The sequence below is a fragment of the Streptomyces sp. NPDC060209 genome (assembly GCF_042728155.1).
Taxonomy (GTDB): Bacteria; Actinomycetota; Actinomycetes; order Streptomycetales; family Streptomycetaceae; genus Streptomyces.
This window is the reverse complement of record NZ_JBHWZS010000289.1, coordinates 1-11,038: the sequence shown is the minus strand read 5'-3', so window position 1 is coordinate 11,038 and position 11,038 is coordinate 1. Positions and strand designations below refer to the sequence as shown.

Sequence of the window (11,038 nt, the reverse complement as noted above, 5' to 3'; positions counted from 1 at the left end):
GAGCCATGCCTCCCTCCTTCGCCGCCAACGCGGCGAGGTGCGGCACCAGACCCCGCGAGCCCGGCAAGATCCAAACGAGAGTCCTAGGCGCGCCCAGGACTCTCGACCGCCTCACCGGCGAACACGCTACGGATCGGCACCGATGGCCGCGTACGCGCGTCGGACGGGCCTCGGACGGGCGTCGGACGGGCGTCGGACGCACGCGACCACACACGTCCGCCCCGGGGGTGACTGGAGCACCAACCGAGGCCTCGGCAGGGCACCGGACCGCCCCAGGGGCGCGGTGTCCGTGACAGCCCGTCGCTCCGGCTCGCACCACCGGGCCACTTCACCGCCCTTCACGCCTCTCCAAACGTCAGGTAGCCTGACATTCGCATCGGAGCCGACCTCTGGAGGTTCACCATGACCATGGAGTACGCCACCCAGTACCGCACCCGCTCCCAGATCCCCCCGGAACCGGGCAAGCCGTATTTCATCGAGAAGGGCATGGGGGACCGAGCCCATCTCTTCGGAGACCTCGTCACCGTCTACGCCGGCGGGGAGCAGACGGAGAACGCCTTCAACTTCTTCACCGTCGAAGGCGCGAAGGGCGACATCATCCCGGCCCACCTGCATGCGGACACCTACGAGGTCTTCTACATCGGCAGTGGCGCCGCCCGGCTCTTCGTCGAGGACCAGGAGGGTGAGCAGTACGAGAAGCTGCTCACCACAGGCGACTTCGGGTTCGTACCCAAGAACTGCCCGCACGCCTACCGGATCGAGCGCCACCACAGCCAGATCATCGGCGTGGCCGCGGGCCCGGGCGGCACCTTCGAGCGGTTCTTCGAGAACCTCGGGACGCCGACCGAGGAACTGACCCTGCCTCGCGAGCCCTTCGTGCCCGAGCCGCACAAGTTCGGCACGGTGCCGCAGCGGTACGACGTGCGGTTCATGCCCGAACAGCAGTGGCGCACCCGGGACTGACCGGTCGCACCGGTCCGCCGCACCCCGCTCAGGAGGCGTCCACGCGCCGGAGCGGGGTGGACGGCCGGCCCCGTGGCCTCACCGGGGATCGTCCTCCCTGCCCCACCCTCTGACGAGAGTCCTCACCTCCGCCTGCCGCCAAAGGTCCCTGTCATGACGCGCTCCGCGCTCCCGCCCTTCCCCTTCGAGCTGCTCGCTCCGCCCGACCCCGCCACGCTGCCCCTCCCGCCCGCGTCGCACCCGGAGCCGGGGGTGGAACTCCTGCGCGGTGCCGTCTACGCCGTGCCCGACGGCAGCCGTCCGCTGGAGCTGGACCTGTGGCGGCCGGCCGAGCCGGACGGGCCCGTGCCTCTTGTCGTGTTCGTCCACGGCGGCGGCTGGCGGACCGGGCGCCGGGACGACATGGGACCCCGTTTCCGGGCCTGGCGCCCCGGCCCGTTCGCCCGGCTCGTCCAGGCCGGATTCGCGGTCGCCTGCCTCGACTACCGGCTGAGCGGCGAGGCGCACTTCCCCGCCCAGCGGGACGATCTCGCCGCCGCGCTGAGCTGGCTCGGCGGCCGTGCGGACGAGCTCGCGGTGGACCGTTCCAAGATCGTCCTGTGGGGTGAGTCCGCAGGCGCGCATCTCGCCGCCCTGGCCGCGCTCACCTCCGCCGGGTCGGCGGCCGGTACGGTCCGGGGGTGCGTCTGCTGGTACGGGCCCAGCGATCTCGGCGCCCTCGCTGCGGACCACGGCGGCGGCTTCGACGCCGACGACCCGACCACCCGCGAGGCGCGTTTCCTGGGAGCCGCCCCCGCCGCCGACGAGGAGCTGACCAGGGCCGCCAGCCCTGTTCACCACGTCTCGGGGGACTCCCCCGCCTTCCTCCTGCTGCACGGGACCGACGACACCCTCGTGCCCAGCAGGCAGAGCGTGCGTCTGGCCGACGTGCTGCGCGAGGCTGGGGCGCCGGTGGAACTGCGTCTGATCGACGGGGCCCAGCACCTGTGGGTCGGGCTCCCGGACGAGGGCGTGACCGAGTGCTTCGACCGCTCGGTCGAGTTCGCCCGGGCGCTCACCCGCTGACCGCCGCCGCGTGCGGTGGGCGGACAGCCCCGCATGGGGCCGCCGCTGCCGGATTGCGCTCCGGTCTGGGGCGCTCCCGAAGGCCGGACAGGAGCAGACGCCCGGATCGCCTGTCGCCGGCGCCGCAAGGTGATGGAATCCCGCCATGCCGACACCGATGTCCCGCGTGCTCCAGGCACTCGACCGTTTCCATGCCTCCCGCCCCTGGGACCACAACACGCACTACCATCGCTGGCTGCTGCGCCGCCTGCCCGAGCGCTTCGACAGGGCATTGGACGTGGGGTCCGGCAGCGGTGACCTGGCCCGGCTCCTGGCCGCCCGGGCCATGTCCGTCGAGGGCATCGACGCCGACCCCGCCGTGGTCGCCCGCGCTCAGGGCCTCACCGTGCCCGCGCTCCCCGTCGTGTTCACGGTCCGGGACGCGGCGGCCGGGCTGCCGGAGGGCCCGTTCGACGTCATCACGTGCGTGGCGGCCCTCCACCATCTGCCCTTCTCCGAGACGCTCGCCCGTTTCCGCGGCCACCTCGCTCCGGGCGGGACGCTGATCGTCGTCGGAGTCGCCCGCGCGCGGTCGCTCGGCGACCATGCCCTCGGGGCTGCGGCGATCCCGATGAACGTCGTCATGGCGCTGGTCAGGAACAGAGGACGCAGGGCGACTCGCCCCGCGTCGATGACCGCCCCGACGCTTCCGCCCGCCATGAGCTTCGCCGAGATCGTACGGGGCGCCCAGGAGGTGCTGCCGGGCGCCCGCTTGCGTCGCCGTCTGTTCTGGCGCTACACGCTTGTCTGGCACCAGGTCTGACGGCTGCGCGTACGGCGCCGCCCTGTGGAAGGCGGACGGCTACCGGGCCGGGGCGCGGCACCGGTTCAGGTCCCGTTCCTCCCCCGGAGCCCGTCGAGGACCGGGCCGTATGCTCGGAAAACCGCCGGCCGATCGAGGAACCATGACCGACACCCCACCGAACATGCCCCAGCTGCTCAGCGAAGCCAAGCGCTGGTTCGACGACGCCCTGCTGGCAGGCATGACGGCCGCCGGTGAGCAGCCCGTGACCGCCGCGCAGGCCGCGGTCTTCGCGACGCTCGATCCGGACGGGACCTCGATCTCCGAACTGGCGCGCCGGATGGGCGTCACCCGTCAGACGACGCACCAGGCGGTGCACAGCCTGATCGGCATGGGCCTTCTGGAGCAGACACCCGATCCGGCTTCCGCCCGGTCCCGGATCGTCCGCTTCACCCCGGCGGGTGCGCGGGCGCACGAGCGGGCGCAGGTCATGCTCGCCGGCATAGAAGCCGTCCTGGCGGAGCGCATCGGCCCCGAGGCCGGGATGCTCCGCGACGTCCTGACGCGGCCCTGGGGCGAACCGCCCCTTCTGACGGCCGGCTTCTGAGCCGCGTACGGACGGGCCGCGCCCCGGTCGCGGAGTGCATCGGCAAGCGGATCCCGATCGTGGCGATGCCGTGCGTGAACGCCGCCTACGTACAGCACCGGGCGTTCGAGCGGAGCATCGCCGAGCAACCTGACATGGGCGTGACCATGCTGTACGGCGAGGGTGGCTTCGTGCCGAACCGGCCCGGGGAGCGCCGGCCGGAGGACTACCCGTGGCATCTCGCCCTGTACGCAGTCGACGCCATTGTCAGCCCCCGACCGTAGAATCGGCGCATGCCCACCCCGCCCGCCGAGCCGACTTCGGTCCGCTCACTTGCCGAGCTGAACGCGGAGATCCGCGCGCTCGTGGATGGCGGTCTGGGCTCGCTGCAGGCCCGCCAGGAGTACGAGCGGCTGCTGGTCGAGTGGGGCTCCGCGGTGCAGGACGGCGCCGTCGAGGCGGCGTGACCTCCGGCTGTCCGCACGACTCGAGCTCGTCCTCGCCCGACGCATCGCCGACGCCCTCGCGACCACATCCTCCGTCGGGGAGGGACGGCACGGCATCCTCACCGTCACCCGCATGCGGTTGCACCTGTGACACCGCACGCTGGAGGAATGAGCTCCTGAGCGCTGCGCCGGAGTCCCTTCCGGGCTCCTTTGACAATGGCCCGAATGTAGCCACACTGCGGCTACACATCAAGCGGCATGGGAAGATTCGTGTGGCCACAGACGCGCCCACAAGGAGGCCGCATGGCAAGCACCAAGGGGCCCACCGGGCTACGCAAGTTCCGCGCACCGACCGACCTGTGGAAACGCTTCGGAGACGGCGTCGAAGCCAGCCCCGATCCGGAAGCCGACATGTCGAAGGTGCTGCGCCAGTTCCTCCGCTGGTACGTCCATGAAGCCGGGGCCAAACTCCCCGACAGGCCGGCCACAGGCCCGTGGTCGACGCCGGGCGATCGGGAGGACCCCGCATGACCGCCGCCCTGGCCGTCTTCCTCCGGGCCCGCTTCACCGAGGAACTGGAGAAGGCCCGGTTCGCCGCCAACGTGGTGGTCACACAGCCCGAACGCTTCGGCGTCAAACCCGAGGACGCCGCCAAGCACGCCCGCTTCACCCTCGCCACCGCCGAGGTTCGTCTCGCGCTGCTGGAGGACACCGTGGTGCCGAACTTGGGAACCGCGGGGCCGGGTGGTCGGAACGCCGAGTACCAGCTCCGGCTGCTCGCCGCGCCCTACATGGAACACCGGGACTATCCGCACGAGCCCACCGACCGGCCCGGGAGCCCTACATGACCGCCGACCTGGCTGCCTTCCTCCATGCCCGACTCGACGAGCAGAAGGCCGCCGCCCTTGCCGCCGGCGGCACGGGGGCGGACTGGCAGGCCCTGGGGACGGGCGTCTACTCCACCCCCTTGGACGAGGACGCCCCGCCCGACGTCACCACCGGCCCGGAGGTTGGCGGGTCCGACGAGGACGCGGCGCGCGCCGAGCACGTTGCGCTGCACGACCCTGCGCGCACCCTGAAAGAGGTTGAGGCGAAGCGGCAGCTGATCGTCTTCCTGCGACCCGACGAGGTGTACGGGCGGTCTCTGCGCCTGCTCGCCGCCGTGTACTCGGACCATCCGGAGTACCGCCCGGAGTGGGCGCCATGAGCCAGCCCTTGGAGCTGAAGTCTCCGCCCCCCCCGGCATCCAGATGCAGAAACGGCGGCCGTGGGAGGTCTTCCCGCGGCCGCCGTTCGTGAGCAGCGAAACCGACGTTTCCGCAGCTACGGCGTGGTGATGCTCGGCCGGGGTGCGGTCGCCATCCCGCTGCCGATGGCGAAGCTGGGATGCGGGGGCTGGTTGTAGGCGGTGTTCTGCCAGGCCAGCGCCGTCCGGTACGTGGTGTCGTGGAGCAGTGTGGTGATCTTCGTGCCGGTCTCGTACGGCGTGGAGTAGATCCGCAGCGCCGTGTTGTTGGTCGTCGGCCAGACGACTTCCTCGCGCCAGTCGCCGAAGAGGTCTCCGGAGATCGACGGCGTGGCCTTCGTACCGTTGTTGGAGTGGACCGAGGCCCCTGTCAGCAGGCGTGTGTCGGCCGAGGTGCCGTACTTGTCGATATGGGTGCCGTCGAGGAGTTCACGCGTCGTGTCGCCGTCCCACCAGGACAGGAAGTTGGAACTGGACGGCTTGCGGCTGGTGACGACGTCGCCCTTCGGGCCGCGCACGCCGGAGACGGCGGAGGACCAGGACTCGGCACCGGCGCTGCCGGACCAGATGTCGCCGGAGACGCCGCGTCCGTTGTCCCCGCTCGCCGGTGTGGACCAGAGGATCTGGCCGGTCTTGGCGTCCGCCATCCATGAGGACGGCTTCGAGCTGTCCTCGTCGACCTTGAACTCCTCGAGGCCCGCCCTGGACGGATCGAGATCCCCTACGTGCATGGCGTCGCCGTGGCCGTTCTTCGTGGTCCACAGTCCGCTGCCGTTGTCGTCCACGGCCATGGCGCCGTAGATGATCTCGTCCTTGCCGTCACCGTCGGCATCGGCGACGGACAGCTGATGGTTGCCCTGGCCGTCGTATCCCTTGCCGGAGTTCGTCGAGCTGTTCGTGTCGAAGGTCCAGCGCCGGGTGAAGGCACCGCCCCGCCAGTCCCAGGCGGCTATGACGCTGCGCGTGTAGTAGCCGCGCGCCATGATCAGGGAAGGCCTGGCGCCGTCCAGATAGGCCGTACCGGCGAGGAAGCGGTCGACGCGGTTGCCGTAGGAGTCGCCCCACGAGGAGACCGTGCCGCGTGCGGGGACGTAGTCGACGGTGCCCATCGCGGCGCCGGTCCTCCCGTTGAACATCGTCAGGAACTCGGGTCCGGACAGGATGTAACCGGAGGAGTTGCGGTAGTCGGCGGAGGAGCTGCCGATCACCTTCCCGGCTCCGTCGACGCTGCCGTCGGCGGTCTTCATGGCCACCTCGGCCTGGCCGTCGCCGTCGTAGTCGTACACCTGGAACTGGGTGTAGTGCGCGCCGGAGCGGATGTTGCGCCCGAGGTCGATCCGCCAGAGCCGGGTGCCGTCGAGGCGGACCCCGTCGATGATCGTGTTGCCCGTGTAGCCCGACTGGGAGTTGTCCTTGGCGTTGGTGGGCTGCCACTTCAGTACGAAGTCGAGGGCTCCGTCGCCGTCCAGGTCGCCGACGGACGCGTCGTTGGCCTCGTAGGTGTAGGCGACCCCGTCGGGTGTCGTCCCGCCGGCGGGCGGGCTGATGGGTACGTCCTTGTATCCGGCACGGAACTGGATCGCGTGCACGGAGTCGCTCTGCTCCACGCCGTCGACGACCGCGCGGACCGTGTAGTCGGCGGTGGCGGGCGCGCCGGAGTGGAAGTAGTTCGTCGAGGCGGTGACCGGCGAGGTGTTGACCTTGGTACCGGCCCGGTAGACGTTGAACGACACGTTGTCGGGGTCGGTGCCCAGCCAGCGCCAGCTGACGAGGTTCCCGCTGTCGGTGTGCACGCTCACGACGCCGCGGTCGAGCGCCTCGGCCTGCCGGGCGGTGGCGGCCTGCGAGACCGGGCCGAGTGCTACGAGCCCGCCGGCGGCGAGCAGCCCCGCCGCCAGAGCGCCGACCAGCGCGCGGGTACGGGTGATACGGCGTCTGCGGCGGGGGCGGGAATCGGGGTGGGGAAGCAGAGGCTCCACAAGAGGCACCTTCTGGCAGGGGATGGCTTACGCCCCCTCAGTTGCTCCCGGATGCCGAAAGGTTGCCGCCGGATTCCGCTTGTTTCGCGGCCGACCGCCCCCGCCCCGCACCGGCCGCGTGCGCCGCGGCGTGCAGCGAGCGCAGGGCGAGCAGCAGGAAGCCGATGTCGTCGAGGTAGACGGGGTCCGGCAGGAGGTCGACGGGAGACACCGTGTAGATCACCGCCGCCCACACGAGCGCCTTGTTGTGCAACGGGACGCCCGCGTCGACGAGGAGCCTTCTGGCCCGGATCACGCGTACCAGGAGGACGGCGGCGGCGCCCGCCATGAGCAGGACCGCGAGCGCGCCGACGAGAAGCCAGACCGAGGTGTCCACGGCTCATCGTCTCCCTGCGTGACGGCCGGAGCCGGGATGCCTCACCCGTGGCTCCTGGCCTGCTGCCGGGCGCGGCGGCGCTTCAGGGCACGGCGTTCGTTCTCGTCCATGCCTCCCCATACACCCGCGTCCTGTCCGTTCTCCAGAGCCCAATCCAGGCACTGTTCCCGCACGGGGCAGGTCCCGCAGACGGCCTTGGCCTCCTCGGCCTGTACGAGCGCGGGGCCGCTGCTGCCGATGGGGAAGAACAGGTCGGGGTCCTCTTCGCGGCACGCCGCGTGCGTGCGCCAGTTGTCCATGACTCTCACTCCTTCTCACAGGGAACGGTCCGTTGATCTCTGCTGAATTCCGCTTCGTTTCGGGCTCCGTACTGTGCGCGTGACCGTCATCGGGCATTCGAAACCACAACAGGCCCGCCCTTCAAGGGTTTCCGGTGCTGCGGCTTCCCTCCGGCAGCGGCGAACCCGGGTGCGGCGCAGCCGCGCACGCGCCGTCCAGCCTGATGCGGTAGTCCATGACGGCGGCCGGTTCGCCGATGATCTCCACCCTGGCCCCGGGGGTCTCCAGGACCGCTCGGTCGCCGATCTCCGGGGCCGGGACGCGCAGCAGGTGCAGCGGCGGGACACCCGTCATGGGATGCGGCGGGAAGTCGAGGGGCACGACCTGGACCGTGAGGTGATGCCGGTGCGCGGCCTCCTCCAGCACCGTCCGCTGTTCGGCCATCACCGCGGGGCCTCCGACCCTCGTGTGGAGGGCGGCGGCCGGGAACAGGGCCCAGAGGGCCGCGCCGCGCTCCTGCAGGCGGCGCTGCCGCTCCGCCAGCAGTTGGAGGTGCTTGTCGCGCCTCGGCGCGGAATCGGGGGTCATGGTCCGGCACAGGGCCGCCTCGTAGGCCGGGGTGCGCAGCAGCTCGGGGACCAGCGCGGGATGCCAGGTCCGGACGAGCGCGGCGGAGGACTCGATGCCGATGACCTCCTGCTGCCACGGCTCCATCGCGTCCCGCCACCGGTGCCACCAGCCCGGCAGATTCGCGGCCGCGAGGCCCGCCATGATCGGCTCGGCCTCCGCGCCGGACACCGCGTAACGCTCCAGGAGGACGCGGACCTGATGGGCGTCGAGCCCTGTCTCGGCACGCTCGATCCGGCGGACGGTGGCGGGGTGGGCACCCAGTGCCACAGCCGCCGCCTGGAGACTGACGCCCGCGCGCTCCCGCAGCATCCGCAGACGTGTCGCCAGGACACGGTGCTCGACGGTGGGGCCGGACCGTGGCCTCATCCACGTACCTTCCTCGCCTGCTCCGATTCGGTGCGGATTTCGGAGCTGTGAGCTCCGAATCAGAACCATCCTGACATTCTGCCTCTTGCAAAGTATGCATTTTGCACGGAGAGTACGTACATGTCGGAAATAGTTACGTGCGCACGCCTGGCCCCGGAGGGCTCGGGCGGGCGAAGCGCACAGAGCTGGTGGATACCCCGCCTCCCCCGAGGTGTCCCCGTGGCGAGGCACCGCGTGCAGGTAGTCATGCGGAGCTGGGGAGAACCCGACGAGCGCGTCGAGAAGGCGGCCCTTGTCGTGACCGAACTGGTCACGAACGCGGTGGAGCACACCGCGGGCCGGCGGATCCGATGCCGCCTCCTGCGGACCTCCGGCCGGGTGCGCATCTGCGTGTGGAACCGCGGCCGGCGCCACATACCGGAACTGCCCGGCCCACGGAACCCCGAGCCGTTCGGCGCCCCTGCGGACGGGCCTCACGGTACGGAGGGCCCCGGCCCGGTGGCCTTCCACGGGCCGGACGGCACGGACGACGGCTTCAGCCTGGCGTCGGTGGCCGAGGACGGCCGGGGCCTGATGCTGGTGGATGCGCTGGCGACGCGATGGGGAACCCGGACCAGCGTGTCCGGCCGGCTCGTCTGGGCCGATGTCTGAACCCCTCCGGACGACTCAGGCGAGCGCCGCCCGGCATTCCGGGTGACCCCAGCCGTTCGGATTCTTGGCGATCATGTCCTTGGCCGCGTACGGCTTCCCGCAGTGACACCGGCCCGCGAATTTCGCGCGGATCGTGCCGCTGGAGCGCGTCCGGCCCGTGGAGCCGCCCGCAGACCCGCTCCCGGCCACGCCCGCACCCGCCGCCCGGCTCTTCGTCGAGCGGGCCGGGGCCGGCACCGGCATGTCCACGGTGCCGTACGCGGTCCCCGCGGCCTGCTGCGAGACGGCCACCTCACTCGCGGCCTGGTCCGCCAGGGCATTGAGCGGGTCGCCGTCCACCTGGTGCGCAGGCACGTAGCGGAAGGTCACACTGCGGCTGCTCAGCAGCTCGTCGATGCCGACCACCAGCTCCCGGTTGGCGACCGGCTTGCCCGCCGACGTCTTCCAGCCGTTGCGCTTCCATCCCGGCAGCCACTTGGTCACCGCGTTCATCGCGTACTGCGAGTCCATCCGCACCTCGACGGGCACGGCCGGATCGGTCGACCTCAGAAGTTCCAGCAGGGCGGTGAGCTCGGCGACGTTGTTGGTGGCGGTGCCCAGCGGGCCCGCTTCCCACCGTCGGGGGTTCCCCTGGTCATCGGCCACGACCCACGCCCAGGCCGCAGGTCCCGGATTGCCCTTGGATGCCCCGTCACACGCGGCGATGATGCGCTCGTCCATGCCCCTGATCATGCCAGCCCGGAAGGTCAGGGCACGATCGAGTCGATGTAGCCGCCGTCCACCCGCACGGCAGCGCCCGTGGTGGCCGACGCCTGCGGGGAGCTGAGGTAGACGACGAGGTTCGCGATCTCCTCGGGTTCGATGAGGCGCTGCAGCAGGGACTGCGGGCGGTGCTCGCGCATGAACGTACGCTGGGCCTCGTCCCAGGGGAGGTCCCCGCCCACGAGCTCGTGGACGAAGTCCTCGACACCACCGGTGTGGGTGGGCCCGGCGATCACCGAGTTCACGGTCACACCCGTGCCCGCGGCCTCCTTGGCGAAGCCACGGGAGACGGCGAGCAGCGCGGTCTTCGACATGCCGTAGTGGATCATCTCGGCGGGGATGACGATCGCGGAGTCGCTCGCGATGTTCTGCACACGGCCCCACCCCCGCTCGGTCATGCCGGGCAGATAGCGGCGGATCAGGCGCACCGCGCTGAGGACGTTGGTGTCGAAGTAGGTGCGCCACTCCTCGTCGGTGATGTCCAGCGGCGGCCGGGAGCCGAAGATGCCGAGGTTGTTGACGAGGATGTCCGCGGCGGGCACGGCCTCGAGGAGCTCCGCGGCTCCCTGCTCCGTGGCGAGGTCACAGGCGATGGTGAGGACGTCGGCGTCCGGCTCTGCGCCGCGCAGCACATCCGCCGCCGTGTCGAGCCGGTCGCGGCCCCGTCCGGTCAGCACGACGCGCGCTCCGGCACCGGCCAGCCCGGTGGCGATGGCGAGGCCGATGCCCTGGGAGGAGCCGGTCACGACCGCGGTCCTGCCGTCAAGATCGATACGCACGTCGCGGTCCTCTCGTCCCATGTCCACGGGTGTACCGGGTCTCCACCCTGACACTCCCCGGGACGGGACGCCTTCCGGCGGGCACGGCTCGGAGCTTCACGCCGCCGCAGGTCAAGGGCAACCAGGACC

Annotated in this window: 15 protein-coding genes and 1 pseudogene; 10 read left to right on the top strand and 6 right to left on the bottom strand. The window is 71.2% G+C overall.

Annotation, left to right across the window (positions count from 1 at the left end; genetic code table 11):
* Window positions 1–402: 402 nt before the first annotated feature.
* The 9 genes and pseudogenes from ACFWFI_RS34990 to ACFWFI_RS34950 all read left to right on the top strand — a co-directional run bounded on the left by ACFWFI_RS34990 (window position 403) and on the right by ACFWFI_RS34950 (window position 5,048).
* Window positions 403–963: a quercetin 2,3-dioxygenase gene (locus ACFWFI_RS34990; RefSeq protein ID WP_387398326.1), complete on the top strand. Its 561-nt coding sequence runs from the start codon at window positions 403–405 to the stop codon at window positions 961–963.
* A 153-nt stretch (window positions 964–1,116) separates the two neighbouring features.
* Window positions 1,117–2,028 carry an alpha/beta hydrolase fold domain-containing protein gene (locus tag ACFWFI_RS34985; RefSeq protein WP_387398324.1) on the top strand — a complete coding sequence of 304 codons (912 nt, stop codon included), beginning with the start codon at window positions 1,117–1,119 and terminating at the stop codon, window positions 2,026–2,028.
* A gap of 145 nt (window positions 2,029–2,173) precedes the next feature.
* Entirely contained in the window at window positions 2,174–2,830 is a 657-nt protein-coding gene (locus ACFWFI_RS34980; RefSeq protein WP_387398321.1) for a class I SAM-dependent methyltransferase, read from the top strand.
* Window positions 2,831–2,972: 142 nt separating this feature from the next.
* Window positions 2,973–3,416, top strand: coding sequence for a MarR family winged helix-turn-helix transcriptional regulator (locus ACFWFI_RS34975; RefSeq protein ID WP_387398319.1), 444 nt, complete (start codon window positions 2,973–2,975; stop codon window positions 3,414–3,416).
* Window positions 3,417–3,442: 26 nt separating this feature from the next.
* Window positions 3,443–3,679, top strand: a pseudogene (locus tag ACFWFI_RS34970) (flavoprotein); the annotation flags it as partial.
* 9 nt (window positions 3,680–3,688) lie between these two features.
* Complete coding sequence (locus tag ACFWFI_RS34965; RefSeq protein ID WP_387398317.1) at window positions 3,689–3,862, top strand: hypothetical protein; 174 nt, start codon at window positions 3,689–3,691, stop codon at window positions 3,860–3,862.
* A gap of 282 nt (window positions 3,863–4,144) precedes the next feature.
* A complete protein-coding gene (locus ACFWFI_RS34960) occupies window positions 4,145–4,372 on the top strand; it encodes a hypothetical protein (protein ID WP_387398315.1) in 228 nt (75 codons plus the stop codon).
* Window positions 4,369–4,689, top strand: coding sequence for a DUF6221 family protein (locus ACFWFI_RS34955; RefSeq protein ID WP_387398313.1), 321 nt, complete (start codon window positions 4,369–4,371; stop codon window positions 4,687–4,689). Before ACFWFI_RS34960 ends, ACFWFI_RS34955 begins: the two co-directional genes overlap by 4 nt.
* Window positions 4,686–5,048, top strand: a complete 363-nt coding sequence (locus ACFWFI_RS34950) for a DUF6221 family protein (RefSeq protein WP_387398311.1) — start codon at window positions 4,686–4,688, stop codon at window positions 5,046–5,048. The genes ACFWFI_RS34955 and ACFWFI_RS34950 overlap by 4 nt, the downstream gene beginning before the upstream one ends.
* A 116-nt stretch (window positions 5,049–5,164) precedes the next feature.
* Here ACFWFI_RS34950 and ACFWFI_RS34945 read toward each other — a convergent pair whose 3' ends face one another.
* The 4 genes from ACFWFI_RS34945 to ACFWFI_RS34930 all read right to left on the bottom strand — a co-directional run bounded on the left by ACFWFI_RS34945 (window position 5,165) and on the right by ACFWFI_RS34930 (window position 8,717).
* Complete coding sequence (locus ACFWFI_RS34945; RefSeq protein ID WP_387398308.1) at window positions 5,165–7,066, bottom strand: rhamnogalacturonan lyase; 1,902 nt, start codon at window positions 7,064–7,066, stop codon at window positions 5,165–5,167.
* Between the two features lie 37 nt (window positions 7,067–7,103).
* Window positions 7,104–7,442, bottom strand: coding sequence for a YkvA family protein (locus ACFWFI_RS34940; protein WP_387398307.1), 339 nt, complete (start codon window positions 7,440–7,442; stop codon window positions 7,104–7,106).
* A 41-nt stretch (window positions 7,443–7,483) separates the two neighbouring features.
* Window positions 7,484–7,741 (bottom strand): WhiB family transcriptional regulator, encoded by a 258-nt coding sequence (locus ACFWFI_RS34935; protein ID WP_387398305.1) that lies wholly within the window; start codon window positions 7,739–7,741, stop codon window positions 7,484–7,486.
* A 121-nt stretch (window positions 7,742–7,862) separates the two neighbouring features.
* Window positions 7,863–8,717 carry a helix-turn-helix domain-containing protein gene (locus ACFWFI_RS34930; RefSeq protein ID WP_387398303.1) on the bottom strand — a complete coding sequence of 285 codons (855 nt, stop codon included), beginning with the start codon at window positions 8,715–8,717 and terminating at the stop codon, window positions 7,863–7,865.
* A 246-nt stretch (window positions 8,718–8,963) separates the two neighbouring features.
* On the opposite strand from ACFWFI_RS34930, the gene ACFWFI_RS34925 reads away from it, so the two are divergent.
* A complete protein-coding gene (locus ACFWFI_RS34925) occupies window positions 8,964–9,368 on the top strand; it encodes an ATP-binding protein (protein WP_387398330.1) in 405 nt (134 codons plus the stop codon).
* A 15-nt stretch (window positions 9,369–9,383) separates the two neighbouring features.
* On the opposite strand, the gene ACFWFI_RS34920 is transcribed toward ACFWFI_RS34925, so the two are convergent.
* A complete protein-coding gene (locus ACFWFI_RS34920) occupies window positions 9,384–10,088 on the bottom strand; it encodes a ribonuclease H family protein (protein ID WP_387398301.1) in 705 nt (234 codons plus the stop codon).
* A 26-nt stretch (window positions 10,089–10,114) separates the two neighbouring features.
* A complete protein-coding gene (locus ACFWFI_RS34915) occupies window positions 10,115–10,909 on the bottom strand; it encodes an SDR family NAD(P)-dependent oxidoreductase (protein WP_387398328.1) in 795 nt (264 codons plus the stop codon).
* Window positions 10,910–11,038 lie beyond the last annotated feature (129 nt).